We start from the raw sequence: 22,630 nt of genomic DNA, 5'->3' as shown, positions 1-22,630 counted from the left end.
GTTATCGGGCGATCTCGAATTCCACCCGCAGCCCGCCCAGATCGGCGCTGTCGGACAGCCGCAGCACGCCGCCATGGCTGCGCGCGATGTCGGCGGCGATCGCCAGCCCCAGCCCGACGCCGGTCCCCCTGTCCTGGTTACGCGCGGCATCGAGCCGGATAAAGGGTTTCAGCGCTTCGGCGCGGGCCTCGGGCGAAATGCCGGGGCCGTCATCCTCGATGACGAACCGCAGGCTACGCGGCCGCGCCTCAAGCGCCAGCCGCGCCCGCCGTCCATAGCGCAGCGCGTTGCCAACGAGGTTGTCCAGCGCCCGCTCGACCGCCTGCGGGCGCAGGGGCACGAGCCCCACGTCGGGGGGCTCGGCCAGTTCTACCTCGCCGCCGCCGCGCCGCGCCTTGTCGGCCACCCGGCGGATCAGCGCTGCGGGGTCGGCCGGCTCGGGGTCGTCCAGCGTCTCGGACCGGGCGAAATCGAGAAAGGCGTCGATCATGTGCTCCATCTCCGCCACGTCGCGCAGCATCGCGGCGGTTTCGCCCGTCTCCTCGCTCATCGTCAGGCCCAGCTTGAGCCGCGTCAGCGGCGTGCGCAGGTCGTGACTGACGCCAGACAACATCAGTGTGCGCTGTTCCATCTGCCGTTCGATACGCGCGCGCATGTCAAGAAAGGCGCGCCCGGCCGCGCGGACCTCGGTCGCGCCCGAGGGCTTGTAGAACACCGCGCGCCCCTTGCCGAAGGCGTCGGCCGCGTCGGCCAGCCGCTTGATCGGCTTGAGCTGGTTGCGCAGGAAGAGATAGGCGATCAGCGTCATCAGCATCCCGGTGACCACCATCAGCACCAAGAGCTGATGCGGGTTCGAGGCCGAAACCCGGCGCCGGTCGAACGCGACAGCCATCGGCCCGTGGCGCGTCTCCAGCGTCAGGCGCACCCGGCGCGTATCGGTGAGGTCGACGGCGGAGAGCGCCGGCAGCCCTTCGCGCAGCGTGGCCAGCACCGTGCGCCCCGACAGGTCGTAGAACAGCCGCCCCGGCACGACCGGCGCCGCCGCCGGCAGGCTGACCTCCAGCGCCAGCGGCGCGGTCAGCGTCTCCAGCCGGCGCTGGGCCGCGGCGCGGCTGGGCGCGTCGTCGACCCGTCCCACCAAATAGGCAAGCTCCTGCATCAGGTTGCGCGTCATCTGGCGCGTGACATCCTCGAAATGGCGCTGGATGAACACCACCGAGACCACGAGTTGCAAGGTCACGATGGGCACCAGCAGGATCAGCGCCGCCCGGCCGTAAAGCCCGCGCGGAAGGGTGCGTTTGATCCAGCCGTTCGCCATGCTACAGGCTTAGCGGGCCGGGCAGATCGACGGAAGGGCGGATATGGACAAGGCAGACGCGTTCGCCCCGGTGCCGGGCCGTCCCGAGCGGCTGGCACCGGGGCTCAGGCGGGTGCTGGCGCCCAACCCCTCGCCCATGACCTTTCGCGGCACCAACACCTATATCCTGGGCGCGCGCCGCGTCGCGGTGATCGATCCGGGCCCGGCGATCCCGGACCATCTGGGCGCGATCCTGGCCGCGCTGGGGCCCGGCGAGACGGTCAGCCATATCATCGTCACGCATTCCCACCTGGACCATTCGGCGCTGGCGCCCGCGCTGGCCGCCGAGACCGGCGCGCCGGTGCTGGCCTTCGGCGACAGCGCCGCGGGGCGGCGCGCCGACCTGGCCGCGCTGGCGGGTCTCGGCGGCGGCGAAGGTGTGGATGCCGGGTTTGCCCCCGACCGGCGTCTGGCCGACGGCGAGACGCTGGCCGGCGACGGCTGGTCGCTGAGCGCGCTGCACACGCCGGGGCATATGGGCAACCACCTGTGCCTGGCCTGGGGCACGGCGCTGTTTACCGGCGACCACGTGATGGGCTGGTCGAGTTCCATGGTCTCGCCCCCCGACGGCGATCTCGGCGCGTTCATGGCCTCGCTCGACCGGCTGTCCGCCCGCGTGCCGGGCGTGCTTTTCCCCGGCCACGGGCCGGCGGTGCCCGACGGCGCGGCGCGCATCACGGCACTGGCCGCCCATCGCCGCGCCCGCGCGGCACAGATCGTGGCCGCGCTGAGCGACGGCCCGGCCCGGCCCGAGGCGCTGGCGCGGCGCCTCTACACCGACACCCCGGCCGCGCTCTTGCCCGCAGCAAGCCGCAATGTCCTTGCGCATCTCGTTGATCTGACAGACAGAAACCTGGCCGAACCGCTGGGCGAGATGGCCATCGACACAGCCTGGCGGCTACGCTGAGACACGCAGGCGATTTCCGGCAAAACCCTCTGGACGGACCCCGGCCGAGTTGTTATATCGCGCGTCACGTTCCGGCGTAGCTCAGTGGTAGAGCAGTTGACTGTTAATCAATTGGTCGTAGGTTCGAATCCTACCGCCGGAGCCAATCAACCACTTGGTTGTAAAGCAAAAATGGCGATCCTCTGGGATCGCCTTTTTCGTTTTTTGCAACGATTTTGCAACGAGCGCCGATTTCGCACGTTTGTTAATCACTTCGAGACGGACATCCGTTTGCCCTGCGGGATCACAACCAGACCGAAGCCAAGTCATAGGCAAGCTAGGATTAATACTCGTCGATTTTTTCAAACAGAGAAGCCTGCTCCGCAACCGCAGTCACAGGACCCTCCTCAAACTCTACTCCGGCCATTGCTCCAAGATCGCGCAACACACGGGTCATATGATGGGCCATGTTCCACTCCCGCCAAATCGAAGGGTTACCGGGTGAAATGATGCCTTTTGCAGCTTCCCACATGCGGCGATCAGCATACGAGTAGGCCTGACCTGCGAAGTCGGGACGATCAATTAGACGGTTCAGCACCTTGGTCATGTTCGGCGATTGCTGGCCCGTCGAGGCACCACGAATAACAACGGTTGACTGCGCAGTGGTGTATCGAACGTGGGGAATCGGGCGTCCGCCGCCACCCTTCTTAGGAAACGCGATCTTGCCGCAATCAGCGCCAAAGTCGCTAAATCCCAACCGATCATTCGGAATAGAGCATTCGGAGAGTAGCCGCTTGTATATCGTCCACTCATACCGAGCGACCTCATAATCGCCGTTTTCCTCAGCAGGGTTCGTGGTAGGGAAATTGGAGGCTTGGAAGACGACACCGCCCCAAGGCGCTACTGCACCGACCATCTCAAGGCCACCAGCGACCGCCTCAGCGGCGGACTCCATGCCCAGATCCACGCTGCCTGTGTAGTCGACAAAGATCTCGCAGTCTTGGGCGCTGACGCCCAAAGACTTCAAACCTTCTTCGAGCGCCTTTGGATCAAAGTCCTCAAATGGCAGATGAATAGCCAGTCTCGGCGTCTGTTGTTGAACCAATTGCCGCCAGATCGGATTGAGAATGTCACAGGCAGGCGCAACCGCTATAAGGTTTTTGTTCCGCGCCCACGCAACTTGAAACAGGCGGACGAGGCCACCATCACCCAAAGCAGGCAGCACATACTGCGCATCAAGATAGGCTGGGTAGAGCGGCCAATGTTTGCCAATGCGCTCACCAGAGACATAGGCGATTTCATCCGGTGTCAGGGGTCGGCCCTTCTCAGGGTCACGCTCCTTGGGCGGCGGAATGATAAAAAACGGCCTCAAATACTTTTGCATGTCGGGCTGCACTTTAGCGCAAGCCAAGTATTCGCCTTGTTTAAATCGCTGTGCTGGACGATATGGCAGCATCATTTTTCTCCTTATCGGGTTGCTCGATCAATTGCTTCCTCACGGTTTTCCCCCCGATTTTTTGAGAGAACAGCGAATAATCGTTTCTCTCTTTTCTGATCCGACCATAAACAATGGCTGAATGAATTCCGATGTCTTTGGCAAACTTCTCGATTACCTTAGGCGACTTGGCGATGCGAGCAGGAGAGCGCCGCCAAAGCTCATCTGGTACTAACATATTGGAGGCAAAAGCATCAGCCTGCGCCTCTTGATCGTCAAGGTCTTCTGGTTCCGCCTCGCCTTCGCGGAACTGATCGAAAAAACCGCCCCGTAACCCAGTCAACCTATGCAAAACAACGTGACCGACTTCGTGCAGCAAGCTGAACCAGAAGTTGCCGATGTCATCTCGTCGCAGTGTCAATCCTATTACCGGCACCGAATTGACAATGAACGCAGCGCCGTCGATGGCAAGGCCCTGGATTTGACGTTCGGCCACGAGGACAACTCCATTATCGAGCAGCAATTGTTGGGCGCGCTTTGGCCCGTCGCCATGAATGCTAAGCTTAGACAGTTCCCCAAGCCAGCCGGTCTCAGCCGGATTGTATCTCGCCACACCTTTCGCAATGATCTCAGCAGCGCGCGTCGCGACCCGCGCGCGCCATGCGTGCAGTAGAATATCTTCGCTGTGATCATTGACGTTGAGTCCGGTACGCAGCAGCGTCGGACTGCCGAAGTCGATGCGATTTTCGGCAATTAGACGACGCAGCTGATCCTCCGTCATGTCTGCCCCGAACCAGCCGTGATCTCGGCCATGTTTCAATATCTTTTTGATGTCCGACTTGGTCACGTTGTCGATGACCATATCCAAACCCCGAAATTGCGGGTCTGGTTCAATTGCTGCGCTCAGCCGAACCCCCAGAAGCGCTGCGACGCGCGCATAGTTTTTCATGCTAATGCTGTTGTACCGGTCGGCTTCATACCTCTGGACTTGCTGCTCCTTTAGACCAAGCCGCCAAGCAAGATCGCGCTGTGAAAATCCCTTAGCGATTCTAGCGACGATGAGCATCAGGCCCGGGTCCCTATCGGCTCGGGTTTCCAAATGAGCGGGCTTCCCTGTCTCCTTTGCTGCCTCATAGGCTTCAATAGCGTCCGATAAATCAGCCCGCTCAGAGCGCATCGTGGCCGCTACTTGTTTGACAACTTCCGGTGGCAAGCCCTCAACGACCCGCGATAGCGATCTTTCCGTAGCCAGTGCCTCGTCAAACGCCGCAACACGGGTCCGGGCTTCACGCAGTTCTTTTTCGTTGAGAATGATGCCTGTATCCATGCCCCCAAAATACCCAACATTTTTGTTGGGGTCAACAGGACACAACAAAAAAGTTGCGAAGCCGGCGGGCCGAGCCTCTGAGGCGGGTTTTGGGCTGGCGGGCGGAGGTGCCCAAAACACGGAGACGCCCATCAGCGCGCGATTTTTCGGGGTCTCTGCGCACAAATGAAACGGGCGGCTCGATAGCCGCCCGCGTCCCCCAAATGAATGGGACGACAGCTATGTCGCCCCGTTCGATCAGTGATAGTTCGGAGGAATCGTCACACTTCGTTTTCGTTCAACTTCTGAGCCGACAAGCCGCGTAGTTTGCCATTTGTTGGCATCCGCGGCGCGCAGGTGTTGCACGTCGTCGCCACGATGGACAACGATTTCAGTGACACCGTGTTTCGCAAGTGCGTTTGCGAGACGGAGAAGGTCGTTTCGACCGAGTTCCGCAGGATTCAAGATGTTCATTTTGGTTGCTTTCTTTGTATTGCGGTTTCAGAGTTGCCGTCTTGGCGGGACCACGAAGCCACAGTCTCAACCGCAAGGCTGGAGCAGTGCGCACGAAGGAAAACTCCAGATCGGCGCGAGGCCTGAAAACGGGCGACGCTAATCCGCCGCCCGTATTCCTGTTACGCTGCTTGCTTTTCCAATTCACGGAAGCTTTGCAACCAACAGCGACGTCGCTGTGCTGGCAGCACACGAGCAGTGTATCTTCCGCCACCAATTGCGGTGATGACCACCACCCAGTTCGTACTCGCACCTACAATGACCGTCTCAGCCGAGCCGACGTAGTCCCACGTATCAGTCCGACTCTGCTGGTAGAGACCACCGTCCTTTCGCTTGTGCAGAAAAATCGGGTTTTGGCGCATGACGTCCGTGGCGGCTTCGAGCAAATTTCGCCCGGCGAGATCACCCTTTGTTTGCGCCTCTTGCATTGCGAACGAGAATTCAGCGGTCAGTTCTTCGCAATAGCCACTCATGCCGCATCCTCGTCGCGAATGAGGTGCGAAACGTCGATGGTCCAACGCGTGTCTTGCAGCTTCTCGTCGAATTCGAGACGAAACACTCCAGCAGAAGTTACAACTTCCGCCTCTATGATCTTGTCGAGCCTGTCGATCTTTTTCAGCGTGGCGATTGCTTCGCCGTCGATGTAGTCTTTCATTGTGGGTTCCTTTCGTGATTTCCACAGATCCGCCCTTATTTGGGCCACCATGGCTTCCCACACGCGGACATGAATTTTTGGAGCAGCGGACATGGGAGAAAACTCCAACTTGGACGAACTCGCAGAGGCCGCGCGCCTCGAACCCGGCGACGCCAAGAAGGCTTGGCAACTTCTGTCCGCTCACATCGAGGGGGTCGACCTACCAGCTTGGGTGAAAGCCTACGTGCGGAGGTCCGCCGTCGCTGTGGCCGACTACGACTTGGAGAACGGCGATCAAGCCAAACTCGCTCACGACCTTGGGTTCTACAAAGAGGCCGAGCAGCAAGACGGTTGGAGCTACGACCTCGACGACGTTTTCGAATGGTTCACCGACCGGATGATGAAGGACGTTACGGACGGAAAGAAGATCAGCATTTCTCGCACCGCCCGCGAATACCTCGACGAAAACAGAATGTTCAACAATTCCCCTGACGGCGCGCGCAAAGCCTACGAAAAGGCCCGCAAGCGCCATGCGGAACGAATGGCATCCGAAGCAGAGCTTGAACGGCTGTTGGCCGAAAGGGGCGTTTAGACGTTCAGCGCGTCAGAGAACGCGGTTTCCGGCGCTGCCCCACGCTGACACCGCACGACACCGAGTTGCCGCAGAGAGCCGCGAAAATCCGCGGTCTCTCGTCGATCTCAAGGCACATCGACCCAAGTGGATTTGGCGAGCGCAACGAGAGACGCGTTCACCACCACCCGCGAAGGGTCTGCTGCACAGCGAGGCCCGCTTGCAGGTATTGCGAGGCAAACCCGCCGAGGATCAGTGCGATGCCCAAGTCGCCGTGTCCCCCAACACTCCGACTCTGGCTGATGATCTGGTTGCCCGCCGCCGTTGTCGTCGTTGCGAAGGAAGCCAGGTCGGCCTCGATCTCGTCGCGCAGCGGCAATTCGGGCGCGAATTTGAGGTCGCCCGAGGCAAACAGCACGGCGAGGTTTTCGATCATGAAGGTCTTGCCCGCATTGACATAGCGCGACCCCTTCTTCGACCAATCCTGCCCGCCCGTCATCTGCACCGCCTTGTGATCGACGCCTTGGTCCCACAGCATGTCCGACACCACGCGCCCGATGGACGTGCCGTCGATGGCGAGTTCAGACTTTCCGCCAAACGGCGGCGCGTTGCGCAGGCGCACGAGGTGATCCACAACATCGACATATGACACGCCACGGAAGCGGTCGGCGTAGACCACGGTGCGCTCACGCGGGCCGACGATGATCTTGCCGTCGTCCACGATGGGCAACGCCTGATCCTTGATCACGACGACCGCCGAGAAGTCATTTGCCTGCCCGAGGTCAGCGGCCACCCAATAGCGTTGGTAGCCCGAGATGCGCGGGATAGCGGGGTCTTGGTTGGTCTCGTTCACCACCTCGCCGTCAGGCAGATAGACGAGGTTCAATTCGGGTTCGTAGTTCAGAGTTTCGGACATATCGCAACCTCCGTGGTGCTTGTCGCTTGTTCGATGATGGAAAGGTCGAAATACGCCTGACCATCGGCCAGCATTTCGACTTCGATTTCTTGGCGGAATTTGGTCGCGGAGAGCGTGCGGCGCATTCGTTCGACCTTTTCAGCGAGCCTCGGAATGTCCGTGCCACGCACGACAATGCGGTGAATGCCGTCGCCCGGTTTCGCGTCGAGGAACAGCCGCGCGAAATAGTTGTTCTTGCCTGCGGGCGTGCTGCTGAAAAACACCTGCCCGTCTTTGGTCAGCATCGGCAGGACACCAGCAATCAGGTCTTCGCCGCCGTTCTCGCCCGCGAGGAAGGCGCACTCGTCGATCACGGCGAGGCTCACGCTGGGGTAGCCCCTAATGGTGTCTGACGTGGACGGCAGCGCGACGACACGCGCCCCGTTCGACATTTCGAGTTCGGTCAAGGTCGAACGCGTGATGACCAAGTCGGTGCGGCGGAGCTGCTGCCCGATCTCGCGGGCGATGATCTTCGCCTGCCGCTCGGCGGGTGCAACGCAGATGGTCAGGCTGTCGGGGACGTGCAGTTCCTCGACGGCACGCGCGGCAAGCACCGACGTTTTGCCCGCCTGACGGCCCACACGCAGCGCAATCTCGGACGCCTGCGTGGTGAACGCCTCGACCTGCCAAGGATCAGGCGCGTGACCGATCCAATGGCTCAGGCGCGCGACGGGATCGAGGTCACGTTCGAGGCCCACGCACCAGTCATGAAGGGCGTCAAACGGCATTCTTCTGTCGCTCGTAGTAGGCGCGCATGTTGGCGACGCTGCACTGGGTGCAGTTCCGATTTCCGTCGCGCGGCGAGACATGGCCGTTTTTGCAGGGGATGCCCGTGAAGTAGAGCTTGCCGCCCTCGTCGAACATCACATCGCGGCTTTGCGGCAGGCGCGCCCAATCGGGCGATCCGGCTTCCGTGGCGGCGGCAACGCGGCGGCTGTATTCTTCGAAGCCTTCGAAATCGCGGTGGGTCATAGCACCTGCTCCTCTTTCGTGACGGATAGAACGTGGTGGCGCATGTGCTTGAGAAGGACAGGTTGCGCCTCGGGCACCTCGTCACAGACAGCGCGGAGGATGCTTTTCATCGTCACCCATTCGGGCGACTCCGCGAGCGTGACTGAAACCGAAAGGTTGGTCGCCATCTTCCCGTGCATCTGTGCAATGTCGCGGAGCACTTTGCGTAGGCCTTCCATCGCGGCGAGAGCGAACCCGTCGTCCTCGGTTTCCTCGGCCTTGGTGATCAGCTTTTCGACGCGCCGCGCGAGGCTCTCATAGGTCCGCGCAACGTCCATCCGTTCGTCGTTGAGAACGCGCGTCGCCTCGTCCACTGGTTCGAGGCGCGCCTCGGCCAAGATCGCACGCTCCATCTCCTCGGTGATATGCTGCTGGCGGTAGCGCGAAACAGAATCCGGGTGCATCCCGACACGTTTTGCGACCTGAGCCTTCGACATGCCACCGGGCAGACCGTGTTCCCCGAGGACGATCTGCTTGATGATCGTCTTCTTCTCGGGGTGCGTGTTGATCGTGCTTGGGCGTCCGCTGCCTTTGTTCCCGGCCATTTTCAGGATACTCCCGCTGCTTTGGTTGAGGCCGTGATCGGCAAGCACGTATCGTCGCGATACCAATTGATCCGCTCATTCAGGCGGTTCCATTCCCCAACGGAGACATCGACCAAATGATCATGAACGCGATTTGCAACCTCTTCCCTCATGCCCGCCGCGACGAGATCGCAGCGCAGCTTGCCAGCCTGAACGCCAGCCAGACGGAGCTTCATCACCTGCGCCACGGCGACGATCAGCGCGTCCTGTGCGCTGTTTGACGGGTCGAGTTGAGCATGGTCGTGCTGTGTGACCACGGTCAGGTCGCGCAGCACGAACACCTCGTCTTCGGCGGAAAACCCGAGGACGACACGATAGGCCCATTCGAGGGTTGCACGATCCTCAGGCGTCATGGGATTTCTCCATGAGCGCGAGTTTCGTCTGCATATGCTGTGGAAGGTCGTCGGGCTGGTCCCAGGATTTGACGGTCATGCCCTCGGCGCGCAGGCGCTGATACTGACGCGGGTCCGCCCCCATCACATCGCGGCGCATGTAGGCGACCTTTTGGTCATCGTCCTTGATGATCGTGGTCGTTGTCGTGGCGACATTCCCACGACCGCGACGGTGGGTGTCGTCGGTCTTGTCGGGATCGACAATTTCCAGCGTTGCACCGATCTTGGCCGCTGCTTCCTTGGCCGCGTGATACTTCGCAGGGTCTCGCGCCTCGGCCCGTGTCAGGGTGTGGGCGGGTTTGGTGCCTTTGGGGTAGTAGTTGCCGTCAGACGCGCGCTCATAGCCCATGTCGGCCAGTTGTTTGTCCGTCTCGGTCTGCTGTTCGAGGCGGCGTTGCAGGTCTTTCTTCTCGTCCAAGACGCGGGCGTTGAAGTCGTGCAGCCCTTCGAGCTTCTTCTGCTGCGCACCCACGGTTTCGGTCAGTGCCGAAACCTGCTGAATGAGGGCCTTGAGTGCGGCGGATGTATCGTCGGCCATTGCGGTATCCTTTCATGTCACAACCAAAAACGGACACAGGCGGAGGCCCATGTCCGTTTCTCTGATTGGACATGACGAGACCACCGATCCGTCACAGGCAATGTATCAAGCGGCCCTTGCTGCCCCGACCGCAGAAGCAGGTGGAGCGCGTTTTGAAGGGGTGTTTTTCAGGTGGAGCCAACGCGCCCGAAGGGTTTCGACGGCTTGCGCGTGGCGCTTTTGAGCAGCGGGCGTTCGGTCTGTGGGCAACGGGAAGTCGGCACCTTCCATCATGCGTCGAACGCGCTCTGCGAGCACGTTACCATCCCAACCGATCAGGCTGCACAGGAAGGCACGGTGGCGGGCGTGTGGGCCTGTTCGATCCGTCAGGAACGCGATTGCCTGATCCTGTTCCGCCTGCGTCGTGAAGGTCGAGTAGGTGTCGGGCTTGGCGATCACGAACAGGTCGCGGTAGGCCTGCATCAAGATTGCCGTGACCAAGGCCGCCTCGGGCGATTGGGGGCTATCCCCAAACATCAGGCTCGCAGTTGGGCGACCACGGAGGTGATATGCTGCCACGGGATAGGGAACGAGTGTGGGTGAACTTCGACGGTCACGCCCTCGGGCTGCACCAATACATTGTAGCCGTCGCGGTAGATGTTGCCCTGATCGGGTTCGAGCGTCGATTTGAGGTCGTCAGCAAAGGCGGCAGCATCGGGCACACCGAGGTTCGACGTGGTGTTCATGCGGGTGTAGGTGAGGTTGACGGCTTCGTGCTCGTCGATTGTTGCGGTAATGGTCATTGTCATGTCCTTTGTGTTGTGGCGCGCACCGGGTCCATCGCGGCAAATAGGAGAGCCGATGCTAGGCCATTCCCGATGCGCGCAGACCCAGCACGAAATGCGTATCACCCGCTGTCGGGGCGTTGTTCTGGGGAATGAGGTGGAGACGGGACGAAAGCAGGTGACAGAAATCATCTGTCGCCCGGGGGATGAAATTCGGAACTTAAGCGACTACTTTACTTCCCCCGAATACAACTGCAGGCGGTTTTCATGAAAGCAAATTTGAGAAAGATCGAAGGGAACTGGGACATTGGATACGCGCTCGACAAGCACATGCTCTACAGCAATTTCCTCGGGCACAATGAAGCGGGTTATCCGATGTTCGACAACCACCGAACAGAAGCAGGTGAGGCCGTCTATCAGCTGAAGTACCGCTCAGATTGGGATCAGGTTGAGCCATTGGCGGACGCCATCGTAGAACACATCGCGCCCAAGCTTGGCCCAATCGGGCTGGTCATCCCTGTACCCGCCTCAATAACAAGGGCGCGCCAACCTGTCTACGAGGTGGCCGCAGCGGTAGCGAAGCGGATCAAGGTTGAATCCTTCGAAGGCATCATCTGCAAGACTGCGGCAGCGAACGGCACTGTGGCGCTCAAGAACCTTGGCACCAAGGATGAAAAGGTTGCCGCGCTCGAAGGCAGGTTTATTATTGAGGACACCATCACGAACGAAGGGTGCTGGAACGCCTTGGTGGTGGATGACCTATTTGACTCAGGGGCTTCGATGGAGGCTGTGTGCGCCTCGCTTCGAACCTACCGCAAGATCGACAAAATCTACGTCGCAACGTTAACATGGAAATAAGATGGCCAAGGTATTCATAGCAGGCTCTATCAAGATTAAGCGGCTCGACCCGAAGTTCATCGAACGCATTCGAAACATAGTGGCCGATGATCTTGAAGTGGTTGTCGGCGATGCAAACGGTGCGGACACTTCCATTCAGAGCGAATTGCGGAGTCAGTTTGCCGAGAACGTAACCGTCTATTGCTCGGGTAACGAACCTCGGAATAACGTCGGTGGATGGAAGGTCAAACTCATTCATTCCTCCGCAGAACCGGGTACGCGGGCGTTCTTCACAGCCAAAGACAAGGCTATGGCGGCAGATGCTGATTACGGCTTAATGCTATGGGACGCCGCAAGTGCTGGAACGCTAAGCAACGTCATTGAATTGATCAAAGACGGGAAGAAGTGCGTTGTTTTCGTGAACAAGATCAAGTCTTTCGTGAACGTAAAAGAGCCCAGTGATTTGAATAATTTGGTTTCGGTTATGTCCAGCGGCGCAAGGAACCAAGCAGAGAGGAAAATCGGCTTGAGCCGTATGCTTTCTGAAGTCATCAATCCGCAACTTGGATTACCGATCTAAATTTTCGTGGCCGTTATCCAGTTATGTCAACCTTGCTGACCGGTTTTCGCCCAGATTTCCGTCGCCGTTGCAAAGCGCGTTGCAAGAGGCTGCGCCAAAACGGCTAACCGATTGACTGCGCAGCCAGTTTTTGACCAAAATACTTGATTAACAATCAATCGGTCTGTTTTCAGACACGTAGTTGCGACTGTCTCGCAACAATCAGGTGGAGATAGCGGGAGGAGGTAACCAGCCAAATCGCGAGGGCAATGCCGCCTCTGCACGGTTGCACGGTTGAACCGTGATTTTCGAAACTAATGGAATTTTTAGTTGGTTGGTTGTGTCCACCCCCGCCATACAAACAACCAACCAATGGCGTTACAGAGTTTGATAACCGACCGCGCGACCGTGCAACCGTGCAGCACGCCGAAAAATGGGCGAAGCGCGCACTCGCACCCCGCCCATCAATACCAAGTCGAACAAACTCAGAATGCCGACTTCTGACTTGCCATCTCGATCACAGCGTCAATCGCTTCCTGACTGCTGTCATCCCACTCAAAGATGAATGTCCTGCGTGGGCCTCTCTCGACCCGAACACCGTGTTGCTTGAGCATTGGAATTGCGCGCTCCACACGGCTACCCATGCCTTTCGGCGAGCGAGGCACATCATCGCGGGCGACCGTCAAATGCCCGACTTCGATTTGCTCCTGCATCGACTCCCAAAGCTGCTTCGAGTTTGCCTCCCAACGCCGATCACCGACACCCGAGGACGCAATCTGCCGCGTCAGGAATTCGAAAACGCTGTCCGAGTGTTCGAGGTCGGCCATTTCTTCCGCGCTTTTCTCGGCCATGCGTTCGACGAACCAACCATCGGGTCGCCCCAAGTGGCGCGCGATCACTTCGCCCACACGGCAGAAAGTCGCGAAGCGTGACCCGCTATACTCGATCTGATCCGCCTCGTTGATACAAAGCACAACGAGGTCAAGCAGTGCGCCTGTGAACCTTGCGCGCTTCTCCTTCAACATGCTCTCGAACTGCATATCGTTGAGATATTCGTCAGGACGATGCAGCCTGATCCGCACGATGCGCTCGGACAAATCGGCCGCGTAGAACGTCGGATCAATGCCCGCGATGATGATGGGGCGTTTTGCCGACATGGAGACGCTTTCGAAGTCGGTATACAGCTTGCGCTTCCGAATGCCGCCGCCTGTTGATAGGCGACACAACGGATCGCTGATTTTCGCGATGGACGAGAAATTGTCGCCCGATACCGTTCCCGCGTTGTATGCGGCAGCGAACAGATCATCCTCGCTCTTTGGTTCGCCTGCCTGCGCGCCAACCTTCGGATCAATCGTTTCGATGATCGTCCGCAAAGCCGATGACTTGCCCGAACCCGCAGGGCCATCGAGAAGCGCGATAGGGCACGCCTGCCCAGGGAAATACATCGCCGTGACCATCCATGCGAGCAGGAACGGCATTTCCTCGTCGCCCACGTTCAGGAAGTCACAGAGTTCCGATAGCTCACCCTTTTGGGGGACAGGCATGGGCAGGCAATCGCCACGACGGAACACCACTGGCGGATCATCGACCACGCGCCATCCCGCAGCGTCGATCTCGACGACCTGACACAGGTCATCCGCAAGGAACACGTACCGAGATGCACCAGCTTGGGCAAAGCGCAGCCAAACCGCCTCTCTGTCGGTCTGCGAGGCGAGGGCGTCTGCGTAGTTGACCACCGAGTTCAATGTCGTGTCGTCAGGCGTCAGCCCTTTGTCGTTGAACAGACCGAGCGTGACGTGGTGTTTGAACGCGGTCGAACGGATGGGCATGAAGTTGCGGTCGCCAATCTGCGCGTATCCCACGCCTACCTCGTCACGAAGCAAGCGCACGTCGTCGAGAAACGAAAGGGCGGTGAGCTTGCGCGATTCCGTCTTGTTGTAGGGTGTGCCGCCTGTGTAGCCGCTCTCCTTGGCATACAGCCAAAACGTGATGGGCGAAAATTGCGACGTGCCCGTGTTGAACCACTTCTGCTCGTCTCCACGCTTGTAGGCGTCGGCTGTCTTGGACCATTCCGTCCACCGTTTGCGCGCCCAATCAGATCGTGGACCGTCTTTGCGTTCGAATGCAGCGATCAGGCACAAGGCAGCTGCGCCCCATTGATCGTATGTTTCCACATCGTAGCGCGAGATGAAGGCGTCGAAAGCGGCATCGTAGTCGATCCCCGTTTCTTTCGACTTCGGGCCTGACTTTTGCTGCTTCGCAAACTCAATTTTGAGTTCGTCACCATCGACCAAGTGAGCGAAACCATTTTCGTCTACGCCATCGACCCGCAGTGCGCGCGACTTGCGAGAAAGTGGTAGAGCGACGTTGTAGTGGTCTTTCTGCCCCTTTGGGAAGATTTCGATCTGATGGTTGTCGCTGTCCGCAAACAAGCCTTTTGTGCCGACCGTGAATGCCTCGTTCGGCCAAACGGTTTGCAGGATCGTTGTCGCCGTTTCGAGAATCTTCTTTCCCGAATTGATGATCTGATCGGATGAAAACTCGCGTTCGAAGACGACCCACAGATGGACGCCGCGACCACCGCCTGACCGGACAGCGAAGAACGGAATTTTGTGCGCGACGAGCGCGCCCGCGATTGCGCCTGACCGCGAACCAATGATTGCGGGGTCCAACTTTCCGTCGTGGTCATCAATGTCGAAGATGAGGAAGCGGCTTTTCCGCTCCGCGCTCGCAATGTTCATGCCAAGCGGGGTATCGCCTGATAAATGCGCGTCGATCATCTCGTCTGTGATCTTGCCCTCGCGCATCGAATAGCCATTCGTTCCGCGATAGAGCCAATAGTCGGGGCCACCGTAGCCAACCAACTCTTTCAATGCTGATTTGTTGTCCATACCATTTTCAGGATGGACCCGCTTCACCGGTTCAGCGTCGCCAAGTCAGCGTGTATAACCGACTTATTCCCAATTTCGTGACGACGCTGATCCAGTGGGGCGGGCCTTATGCCTGCCCCACTTCTTTTTGCTTCGCCCATGCCATCACGGCGTCGAGATCGTAGCGAACGGTGCGCTCGCTCCAATAGATCGCGGGCGGGCTGTCGCCTGCGCGCTTCCACTCGTAGAACTGGCGTTCCGAGATTTGCAGGAAGTCGCACACCTGACGAGGCGTCATAAGTTTTGGGGTAGTGATCTGGGTTTCCAGATCTTCGATACGGCGCTCAAGCGCACGGATTTCATCTGTGGACATTGCAACAGAGTCCTTTCGTCATGTCCTAATCAGACAGACGCCCTCTGTTGCTACGCGACACTGCGGGCCTTCATCTACCAAGCCGCTTGTGTCGCCGCGCGCTCGGGATGCTGTGCACCGCCAGAATGGCGCGCGTCTCACGACGGGCATAGGTGCGCTGCAAACATGGTGCGCTTTCGCGCATCATTCAAGGCTGAAATCAGGTTCTACCTTAATCCGCTCGAAGTAGACTTTCTCAATGTCCTCGACGGCGCGGCGATTGCCCATGCGCTTGAGGTATTTCATGAGCATGTCGCTGCCCTCGCCCGCCTTCTTGTCGCCGCGCAGGAAATGGGCGACGTAGTCGGGCAAAAACGCCTCGGCTGACGCCTGCATGAAGTGACGCCTACCGTCGTGAGGCAGAAATACACGAACGCGTTCTCCGTCGATCTCTGCGAACGTGCCCTTGGGGTCCGTGATGTATCCGGTGGCCGACGACGCCGGGAACACCCACTCGCTGCCCGACTGACGGATTGCCTTGAGCAATTCGATCACCGTGTCCATGACGGGCAGCGTGCGCGCGAGCTTGTTTTTCATCTTGGTCAGGTGGATCGTCTTGTTCTGTAGATCGACCTGATCCCACGACAGCGAGCAGACGTTTTCTGACCTGATGCCCGTCAGGAACATGACAGCGACCGCCGTGCCGACAATGATGTTCTGCTCCCGCCGCGCCATGATCGCCTCCCAGATCACCGACCAGTCGTCCGCGTCGAGGTCGTGCGCCCGCGCAACCGCCGTCCACTGCGCCTCTGTCTCGTCGCTCTTAGCGACGCGTGTCTTCTTCTGCCCGACGGGGTTCACCACCGGGGCGAAGTTGAAGGCGTTCCCGATCCCGATGCGCACGGCCCGCGCTGTTGCCTTCTTGCCGTCTGCCATGAGGCGGTTGAGGACGGCCTGCACGTCTGCCGAGGTCACGTCCGCGACGTTGCTGTCCATGATCTCCTTCGCGTGCATCTCAAGCTGGCGCGTCATGCGCTCACGGTGGGCGTCGGACATGCCGCCTTGTGCCTGCGACGTGTCGCACCAGAAGCGCCAGCCGTCGCGAACCGTCTGAATGTCGCTCTTGGCAACCCCTGTCTTGGTGTCGCCCTGTTTAAACGCGGTGGTCGCGTCCATCGCCGGGAAGCCGCCGATCTTGATCGACTTCGTTTTCCCATCGACGCGGCGCTTGATGTACCAAGTGCTCTTGGTCTTGCCGACGTTCAGGTAGAGGCCCGGAAAGCGGTCGCCGTCGTGGCGATACATTCCCGGAGGCGTTTTCATCAGGCGCGCGGGCTTGGTGAAGTCGATTGCGGTGGTCATCTGTCTCGCTCCATTTTTGCAACGTTTTGCAACGCGCAATGTCACTAAGACGCATTATGGCGCACTGTCAACCGATTGATTATCGTTGCAAAATAGGTGCAAACACTTGTTTTTACTGACGAACCGCATCACCACGCACCAAGTGAATAAATATCGTCGCTTGACTGTTAATCAATTGGTCGTAGGTTCGAATCCTACCGCCGGAGCCAAAACACCACAAAAAATCAAGAAGTTAAAAAACGTCGCTCAGGGTTCTTTGGCGCTTTTCCGTCCAAGACAACGCTGGGGCAACGGGCTCACAGGGGGAGACGCAGTGGGCGAAAACGCGAACGATGGAATGCGGATTTCGCAAAGGCGGGAATCACTGCCGCGCTCACGATTAAATCCGGCGCCCTTGTCGCTACCCTGTTCCAGCTTGATCAACTTGAGGTCCTACCCACCGGCCGTGTCGCCCACGCCTTCGAATGATGGGCATATGGTGTGACCGCGGCGGCCTCGACTTGGGTTTTTGCGACACTTGCGGCCAGCTTTCACGCCAATCGTAGGCGCAGATCGGAAATCGTTATCTGTTGGGTTGGTTATGCCGCTGTCATCGGAAGTATTACTTGCTTGGCACTCGGCGCACTGGAAGTGGCGGCGGGACTGGATGGCCAAGATTAGCAAGGAGGAACACGAAGCCGCGCCCGCAACCATGGATGCCCTCTACTTTTGGCTTGGCAGGCGCGCGCAGTGCCAACGCGATATCGAAGCAGGTCAGCGCCTATGACGCGCAGAGGCGCAATCCGCTTCGGCTGTCCGACGTCACATGTGCCTCGACCCGGCAGGCGATGGTCTGCGTCGGCTTCGTGATCGACGTCTTTGCCGGACGGATCGCCGGCCGACGCCTCATCCGGACGTCGCGCGCAACAGCCGCTTTCGTGCGGGCGGGATGGCCCGGATTTCCAGCCCGGTGAAGACGTGCAGCGTGTTGAGGTCGCGGTCGACCACGGCGTGGTCGGACACCCACCCGCCCATCACCAGGTAGCTGCGCAGCAGCGGCGGCATGCCCAGCATCGCGCGCTTGGCGTCGGGCTTGCGGCGCCGGAGTTTCTGCGCGAACCTGAACACGTTCGGCGCCTTGACGCGCGGCAGCCAGCGCTTGGGGCCGAGGTGGCGCTCTTTCAACAGCGCGAAGGCGTCCATGTAGGCCTCGGCCTCCGTGCCTTTGAACGACGAGCAGCCGAACAGCATCTCGACCCCCTCCTCGTCGACGAAACGGGTCATGGCGCCCCAGGCCACGCGCAGGATGTCGGGGTCGCGCCAGTCGGGATGGATGCAGAAGCGGCCCATCTCGACCATGGGGCCATCGAAATCCTGCAAGCCGGACAACTCGTAGAACTGGGCCGAATAGCTTTGCCCGATCTCGCCGCCGCCCCTGAGCGGCAACAGCCGGAAGCAGCAGACCAGCGTACCGGTCCGGGTCTCTTCCACCAGGACGTGGCGGCAGATGTCGTCGAAGGCGTCGGCGTCGCGCCCCGCGCCCGCGGGTTGGCCCGCCTCGGCGCGGAAGGTGACAAAGCGCAGCCGCTGGGCGGCCTCGATGTCGGCCCGGCTCTCTGCCAGGCGCGCCGCATAGCGGCCCTTGCGCAGGGTTAGCATCACAGCTGCTCCAACAACACTGGCGGTTCGGCGCCGCCTGGCTACATATCGTTCAGACCGCGATATCACACAAGATGTGACACATGTTTGACAGCGTTGGAGAGACACAATGCCCCAAAAGATCACGAAAACCGATGCCGAATGGCGCGGCCAGTTGTCCGAGCTCGCCTATAAGGTGACCCGCAAGCACGGCACCGAGCGTGCCTTCAGCCATGACGATTTTCCCAAGGCGCCCGGCAACTTCCACTGCGTGTGTTGCGGCGCGCCGCTGTTCGACCAGGCCGACAAGTTCGACAGCGGCACCGGCTGGCCCAGCTTTACCAGGCCGATGGACGCCGAGGCCGTCGGCGAAAAGGAGGATCGCAGCCTGTTCATGCGCCGCACCGAGGTACATTGCGCCCGGTGCGAGGCGCATCTGGGCCATGTATTTCCCGACGGGCCGGCGCCGACGGGGCTGCGCTATTGCATCAACGGGGTGGCGCTGGATTTCGAGCCCGAGGGCGCGTGACCGGGCGCGGGCTATTCGCCCAGGAACTGACCGGCGTCGAAATTGCCGATATTGCCCAGAAGCTGGCGGATGAAGCTGATGCCGGCCACGTTGTCGTCGGTCACCCTGCGGTTCAGGGCGATCACCCGGCCGTCCTCCATCGCGTAGCGCTCGATATTCGCGACCGTGCCATCGTCGTCGAAGGACACCGCAACCACCTGGCGCTCGATGAGTTCCGGCGCGCGGTAGGCGACGGTCCTCCAGCGGCTGGCCACATAATACCACGCGTCGTCGCGCATCATGCCAGAGGTCGCGGGCGGGCCCACAAGCTCGGCCACCGCGTCGCGGCTGTCGATGCCGACGACGATCTCGGACAGCTCGCTTTCGGTGGGGGCGTAACCGTGGTTGCGATAGATCGGGCTGCAGGCGCTCAGCCCCAGGGCCAGGGCGACCGCCAATGCCAGTTTCACAACGCCTGCGGGCTGTTGCATTCCGTCCCCTTGCCATGCACCCTGTCCGTCGTTCCCGCTTACAGAAGGAACGGCTGCGGTTCAAGAAAGGAACGAACGCGCCCATGGCCGAGCTGCCCCATCGCGTCTACCCGGCCCGCCTGTCGCAGGGCAAGGCACATGATTTCAGCATCGTCCCCGATGCCGAGGCGCGCGCCGCGCTGGCCGATCGGCTGGGGCTGAGCGCGCTGAGAAAGCTGCGGTTCGAGGGGCGGCTCATGCCAGAAAACCGTGCCGACTGGCAGCTCGAGGGCCGGCTCGGCGCCACCGTGGTACAGCCCTGCACGGTCACGCTGGATCCGGTGACCACCCGCATCGACGAGACCGTGGTCCGTCGCTATCGCGCCGGGATGGCCGAGCCCGAGGGCGAAGAGGCGGAAATGCCCGAGGACGACACCGAAGAGCCCCTGCCCGAGATCATCGACCTCGACCGGGTGATGGAAGAGGCGCTGGCGCTGGCGCTGCCGCTCTACCCCCGCGCCGAGGGGGCTGACCTGGGCGAGGCGGTCTTTGCCGCGCCGGGGGTGGCGCCGATGACCGACGCCGACGCCCACCCGATGGCGGCTCTGGCGAAACTCAAGCGCGACAAGGGCTCTTGAGGCCGCGAGAAAACGCTTGCGCCCACACCGAATCCGAGTATGTTCCCGGCCTCGTTTACATGTTGGGTGGGACGCTGCGCCAAGCGCGTCGACGTCGCTCATCCCCTGAAATTCCAAGGGCGCTGGCCCTGACAGAGACCGAGGTTGAGACATGGCTGTCCCTCAGAACAAAGTCACGCGGTCGCGCCGCAACAATCGCCGTTCGCACGACTCGCTGGTGCCCGGCAACCCGGCGGAGTGCACCAATTGCGGCGAGCTGAAGCGCCCGCATCACGTCTGCCCGGCCTGCGGTCATTACGATGACCGCGAGATCGTGGCCCAGGCCGACGAGATCGATCTGGACGAAGACGACGCTGCGTAAGCCGCAAGGCCCGGGCACGCGTCGCAGATGACCGAAGAACAACACCAACAGTTTCGCGCCGCCCCTCGTACGGTGATCTCGGTTGACGCCATGGGCGGAGACCGGGGGGCCGGTGCAGTGGTGGCCGGCATCGCCCGCTCGGCAGCGAAGAACCCCGATATCCGCTTCATCCTGCACGGCCGTGCCGATGAATTGGAGCGGCTGGTCGCGCGTCGGCGCGTGCTGGAGGGCCGGGTCGATATCCGCGGTGCCGCCGACGTGGTGACGATGGATGCCAAGCCCAGCCACGTCATGCGCCACGGCAAGGCCAGTTCGATGTGGTCGGCCATTGACAGCGTACGCAACGGCGAGGCCCCGGTGGTGGTGTCCTGCGGCAACACCGGCGCGCTGATGGCGTTGTCGATCGTCAGGCTCAGAAAGCTGCCGGGGATCAACCGGCCGGCCATCGCCTGCCTGTGGCCCTCGCGCAACCCGCAGGGTTTCAACGTCATGCTCGACGTTGGTGCCGACGTGCGCGCCGACGAGCACGACCTGCTGCAATACGCCCTGATGGGCACGTCTTACGCCCGCAACGGCCTGGGGCTGGAGCGGCCGAGGCTGGGGCTCTTGAACGTGGGCACCGAAGAGCACAAGGGCCGGGCCGAGCTCAAGGCCGCCCATGACCTGATCGCAAGTTGCGCCGCGTCGGCGAGTTACGATTTCGTGGGCTTCGTCGAAGGCGGCGACATCCCGTCGGCCAAGGTGGACGTGATCGTGACCGACGGGTTCACCGGCAACGTGGCGCTGAAGACCGGCGAGGGCACGGCGCGGCTGATCGGCGACTTCCTGCGTCAGGCGTTCAAGGCCACGCCGCTGTCACGGATCGCCGCGCTGCTGGCCCTCACCTCGCTGCGCCGTTTGAAAAAGCGGATCGACCCGCGTCGGGTGAATGGCGGCGTATTCCTCGGGCTCAACGGCACCGTGGTCAAATCGCACGGCGCATCCGATGCAACCGGCGTTTCGGCGGCCGTCAAGCTGGCCTTCGAACTGGCGCAGTCGGGCTTTACCGAGCGGCTGGCCGCACGGGTTGCATCTGCCGCCTGCGTTGAAGAAGATGCCCTGCAGGCGAGGACCGGGAGCGAACAAAAACCATGATCACACGGGCCATCGTCAAGGGAGTGGGGCACTACCTGCCCGAACGCGTGGTCGACAATCGCGAATTCGAAAAAACGCTGGATACGACCGACGAATGGATTCGCAGCCGCTCGGGCATCGAGCGCCGCCATTTCGCCGCCGAGGGCCAGACGACATCCGACCTGGCGGTCAAGGCCGCCCGTGCAGCGCTGGCCGATGCCGGGCTCGGGCCCGACGATCTGGACGCGATCGTGCTGGCCACCTCGACCGCCGACCTGACCTTCCCCTCGGCCGCCACCATGGTGCAGGCCGAACTGGGCATGACCCACGGCTTTGCCTACGACGTTCAGGCGGTCTGTGCGGGCTTCGTCTTTGCGCTGTCGAACGCCAACGCGCTGATCCTGTCGGGCCAGGCGCGGCGAGTGCTGGTGATCGGCGCCGAAACCTTCAGCCGCATCCTGGATTTCACCGACCGCGGCACCTGCGTGCTGTTCGGCGACGGTGCCGGGGCGCTGGTGCTGGAGGCGGCCGAAGGCGACGGCACGTCCGACGACCGCGGCATCCTCGCGCTCGACCTCAATTCGGACGGGCGCCACCGCAACATCCTTTACGTCGACGGCGGCGTGTCGACCGGCACATCGGGCCATGTTCGCATGATGGGCAAGGAAGTGTTCCGCCACGCGGTGGAAAAGCTTGCCGCGACCGCCCATGCCGCGCTCGACAAGGCCGGGCTTTCCGGGGGCGACGTGGACTGGCTGGTGCCACATCAGGCGAACCTGCGCATCATCAAGGCGACGGCCCAGAAGATGGGCCTGGGGATGGATCACGTGGTGGTCACCGTGCAGGATCACGGCAACACCTCGGCCGCCTCGATCCCGCTGGCGCTGTCGGTGGGCAAGGCCCGCGGCCAGATCAAAACCGGGGACGTTGTGGTGACCGAGGCCATCGGCGGCGGACTGGCCTGGGGGGCCGTTGTGCTGCGCTGGTAGAAACCCGC

27 protein-coding genes and 1 tRNA gene are annotated in these 22,630 nt (G+C 61.1%); 10 read left to right on the top strand and 18 right to left on the bottom strand.

Features of this window, described 5'->3' with window-relative positions; all coding sequences use genetic code 11:
- Position 1: 1 nt before the first annotated feature.
- Positions 2–1,318, bottom strand: coding sequence for an ATP-binding protein (locus tag Ga0609869_RS09345; protein WP_125403144.1), 1,317 nt, complete (start codon positions 1,316–1,318; stop codon positions 2–4).
- A gap of 43 nt (positions 1,319–1,361) precedes the next feature.
- On the opposite strand from Ga0609869_RS09345, the gene Ga0609869_RS09340 reads away from it, so the two are divergent.
- Both Ga0609869_RS09340 and Ga0609869_RS09335 read left to right on the top strand, forming a co-directional pair.
- Positions 1,362–2,264: an MBL fold metallo-hydrolase gene (locus Ga0609869_RS09340; RefSeq protein WP_125403145.1), complete on the top strand. Its 903-nt coding sequence runs from the start codon at positions 1,362–1,364 to the stop codon at positions 2,262–2,264.
- 70 nt (positions 2,265–2,334) lie between these two features.
- Positions 2,335–2,409 (top strand) — tRNA-Asn (locus tag Ga0609869_RS09335).
- A 177-nt stretch (positions 2,410–2,586) separates the two neighbouring features.
- On the opposite strand, the gene Ga0609869_RS09330 is transcribed toward Ga0609869_RS09335, so the two are convergent.
- The 4 genes from Ga0609869_RS09330 to Ga0609869_RS09315 form a co-directional block, all read right to left on the bottom strand.
- The gene (locus Ga0609869_RS09330; protein ID WP_125403146.1) at positions 2,587–3,702 is read right to left on the bottom strand and encodes a beta family protein; all 1,116 of its coding nucleotides are present in this window, start codon (positions 3,700–3,702) and stop codon (positions 2,587–2,589) included.
- Positions 3,668–5,005, bottom strand: coding sequence for an XRE family transcriptional regulator (locus Ga0609869_RS09325; protein WP_125403147.1), 1,338 nt, complete (start codon positions 5,003–5,005; stop codon positions 3,668–3,670). Before Ga0609869_RS09325 ends, Ga0609869_RS09330 begins: the two co-directional genes overlap by 35 nt.
- A gap of 614 nt (positions 5,006–5,619) precedes the next feature.
- Positions 5,620–5,970 carry a hypothetical protein gene (locus Ga0609869_RS09320; protein ID WP_125403148.1) on the bottom strand — a complete coding sequence of 117 codons (351 nt, stop codon included), beginning with the start codon at positions 5,968–5,970 and terminating at the stop codon, positions 5,620–5,622.
- On the bottom strand, positions 5,967–6,152 hold the full coding sequence (locus tag Ga0609869_RS09315) for a hypothetical protein (RefSeq protein WP_125403149.1): 186 nt from the start codon (positions 6,150–6,152) through the stop codon (positions 5,967–5,969). Before Ga0609869_RS09315 ends, Ga0609869_RS09320 begins: the two co-directional genes overlap by 4 nt.
- Positions 6,153–6,261: 109 nt before the next feature.
- On the opposite strand from Ga0609869_RS09315, the gene Ga0609869_RS09310 reads away from it, so the two are divergent.
- Positions 6,262–6,723 carry a hypothetical protein gene (locus tag Ga0609869_RS09310; protein WP_125403150.1) on the top strand — a complete coding sequence of 154 codons (462 nt, stop codon included), beginning with the start codon at positions 6,262–6,264 and terminating at the stop codon, positions 6,721–6,723.
- A gap of 157 nt (positions 6,724–6,880) precedes the next feature.
- On the opposite strand, the gene Ga0609869_RS09305 is transcribed toward Ga0609869_RS09310, so the two are convergent.
- The 8 genes from Ga0609869_RS09305 to Ga0609869_RS09270 form a co-directional block, all read right to left on the bottom strand.
- Positions 6,881–7,618, bottom strand: coding sequence for a hypothetical protein (locus Ga0609869_RS09305; RefSeq protein ID WP_125403151.1), 738 nt, complete (start codon positions 7,616–7,618; stop codon positions 6,881–6,883).
- Positions 7,603–8,385 (bottom strand): terminase large subunit domain-containing protein, encoded by a 783-nt coding sequence (locus Ga0609869_RS09300; protein ID WP_125403152.1) that lies wholly within the window; start codon positions 8,383–8,385, stop codon positions 7,603–7,605. The genes Ga0609869_RS09305 and Ga0609869_RS09300 overlap by 16 nt, the downstream gene beginning before the upstream one ends.
- Complete coding sequence (locus Ga0609869_RS09295; protein ID WP_125403153.1) at positions 8,375–8,629, bottom strand: hypothetical protein; 255 nt, start codon at positions 8,627–8,629, stop codon at positions 8,375–8,377. Before Ga0609869_RS09295 ends, Ga0609869_RS09300 begins: the two co-directional genes overlap by 11 nt.
- Positions 8,626–9,261, bottom strand: coding sequence for a hypothetical protein (locus tag Ga0609869_RS09290; RefSeq protein ID WP_369022850.1), 636 nt, complete (start codon positions 9,259–9,261; stop codon positions 8,626–8,628). The genes Ga0609869_RS09295 and Ga0609869_RS09290 overlap by 4 nt, the downstream gene beginning before the upstream one ends.
- Complete coding sequence (locus Ga0609869_RS09285; protein WP_125403155.1) at positions 9,216–9,605, bottom strand: hypothetical protein; 390 nt, start codon at positions 9,603–9,605, stop codon at positions 9,216–9,218. The genes Ga0609869_RS09290 and Ga0609869_RS09285 overlap by 46 nt, the downstream gene beginning before the upstream one ends.
- On the bottom strand, positions 9,595–10,182 hold the full coding sequence (locus tag Ga0609869_RS09280; RefSeq protein ID WP_125403156.1) for a hypothetical protein: 588 nt from the start codon (positions 10,180–10,182) through the stop codon (positions 9,595–9,597). Before Ga0609869_RS09280 ends, Ga0609869_RS09285 begins: the two co-directional genes overlap by 11 nt.
- 105 nt (positions 10,183–10,287) lie before the next feature.
- Positions 10,288–10,644 (bottom strand): hypothetical protein, encoded by a 357-nt coding sequence (locus Ga0609869_RS09275; RefSeq protein WP_125403157.1) that lies wholly within the window; start codon positions 10,642–10,644, stop codon positions 10,288–10,290.
- A 53-nt stretch (positions 10,645–10,697) separates the two neighbouring features.
- Complete coding sequence (locus Ga0609869_RS09270) at positions 10,698–10,964, bottom strand: hypothetical protein (RefSeq protein ID WP_125403158.1); 267 nt, start codon at positions 10,962–10,964, stop codon at positions 10,698–10,700.
- A 249-nt stretch (positions 10,965–11,213) separates the two neighbouring features.
- On the opposite strand from Ga0609869_RS09270, the gene Ga0609869_RS09265 reads away from it, so the two are divergent.
- Together Ga0609869_RS09265 and Ga0609869_RS09260 are read left to right on the top strand one after the other, a co-directional pair.
- Complete coding sequence (locus Ga0609869_RS09265) at positions 11,214–11,804, top strand: ComF family protein (RefSeq protein ID WP_125403159.1); 591 nt, start codon at positions 11,214–11,216, stop codon at positions 11,802–11,804.
- 1 nt (position 11,805) lies between these two features.
- Positions 11,806–12,363, top strand: coding sequence for a hypothetical protein (locus tag Ga0609869_RS09260; RefSeq protein ID WP_125403160.1), 558 nt, complete (start codon positions 11,806–11,808; stop codon positions 12,361–12,363).
- 464 nt (positions 12,364–12,827) lie between these two features.
- Here Ga0609869_RS09260 and Ga0609869_RS09255 read toward each other — a convergent pair whose 3' ends face one another.
- From Ga0609869_RS09255 to Ga0609869_RS09240, 4 genes are all read right to left on the bottom strand, one after another.
- On the bottom strand, positions 12,828–15,260 hold the full coding sequence (locus tag Ga0609869_RS09255; protein WP_211336767.1) for an AICE element replication initiation protein: 2,433 nt from the start codon (positions 15,258–15,260) through the stop codon (positions 12,828–12,830).
- Between the two features lie 79 nt (positions 15,261–15,339).
- Positions 15,340–15,585, bottom strand: coding sequence for a helix-turn-helix transcriptional regulator (locus Ga0609869_RS09250; RefSeq protein ID WP_125403162.1), 246 nt, complete (start codon positions 15,583–15,585; stop codon positions 15,340–15,342).
- A 183-nt stretch (positions 15,586–15,768) separates the two neighbouring features.
- Entirely contained in the window at positions 15,769–16,926 is a 1,158-nt protein-coding gene (locus tag Ga0609869_RS09245) for a tyrosine-type recombinase/integrase (protein ID WP_125403163.1), read from the bottom strand.
- A gap of 885 nt (positions 16,927–17,811) precedes the next feature.
- A complete protein-coding gene (locus Ga0609869_RS09240) occupies positions 17,812–18,564 on the bottom strand; it encodes a GNAT family N-acetyltransferase (protein ID WP_125403164.1) in 753 nt (250 codons plus the stop codon).
- 109 nt (positions 18,565–18,673) lie between these two features.
- Here Ga0609869_RS09240 and msrB point away from each other — a divergent pair, with 109 nt between their 5' ends.
- Positions 18,674–19,072, top strand: coding sequence for a peptide-methionine (R)-S-oxide reductase MsrB (msrB, locus tag Ga0609869_RS09235; RefSeq protein ID WP_125403165.1), 399 nt, complete (start codon positions 18,674–18,676; stop codon positions 19,070–19,072).
- An 11-nt stretch (positions 19,073–19,083) separates the two neighbouring features.
- On the opposite strand, the gene Ga0609869_RS09230 is transcribed toward msrB, so the two are convergent.
- The gene (locus Ga0609869_RS09230; RefSeq protein ID WP_125403166.1) at positions 19,084–19,542 is read right to left on the bottom strand and encodes an outer membrane protein assembly factor BamE; all 459 of its coding nucleotides are present in this window, start codon (positions 19,540–19,542) and stop codon (positions 19,084–19,086) included.
- An 83-nt stretch (positions 19,543–19,625) separates the two neighbouring features.
- On the opposite strand from Ga0609869_RS09230, the gene Ga0609869_RS09225 reads away from it, so the two are divergent.
- The 4 genes from Ga0609869_RS09225 (at position 19,626) to Ga0609869_RS09210 (ending at position 22,622) form a co-directional block, all read left to right on the top strand.
- Positions 19,626–20,159 (top strand): YceD family protein, encoded by a 534-nt coding sequence (locus tag Ga0609869_RS09225; RefSeq protein ID WP_125403167.1) that lies wholly within the window; start codon positions 19,626–19,628, stop codon positions 20,157–20,159.
- A 151-nt stretch (positions 20,160–20,310) separates the two neighbouring features.
- On the top strand, positions 20,311–20,520 hold the full coding sequence (rpmF, locus tag Ga0609869_RS09220; protein WP_125403168.1) for a 50S ribosomal protein L32: 210 nt from the start codon (positions 20,311–20,313) through the stop codon (positions 20,518–20,520).
- A gap of 27 nt (positions 20,521–20,547) precedes the next feature.
- Entirely contained in the window at positions 20,548–21,654 is a 1,107-nt protein-coding gene (gene plsX, locus Ga0609869_RS09215; RefSeq protein ID WP_125403169.1) for a phosphate acyltransferase PlsX, read from the top strand.
- Positions 21,651–22,622, top strand: coding sequence for a beta-ketoacyl-ACP synthase III (locus Ga0609869_RS09210; RefSeq protein ID WP_125403170.1), 972 nt, complete (start codon positions 21,651–21,653; stop codon positions 22,620–22,622). The genes plsX and Ga0609869_RS09210 overlap by 4 nt, the downstream gene beginning before the upstream one ends.
- The last annotated feature ends 8 nt before the right edge of the window (positions 22,623–22,630 follow it).

The sequence above is a fragment of the Rhodovulum iodosum genome, assembly GCF_041020385.1.
GTDB classification, from domain to species: Bacteria; Pseudomonadota; Alphaproteobacteria; order Rhodobacterales; family Rhodobacteraceae; genus Rhodovulum; species Rhodovulum iodosum.
Note: the sequence above shows the minus strand (reverse complement) of the source record. Positions and strands in the feature narration are given on the sequence as shown.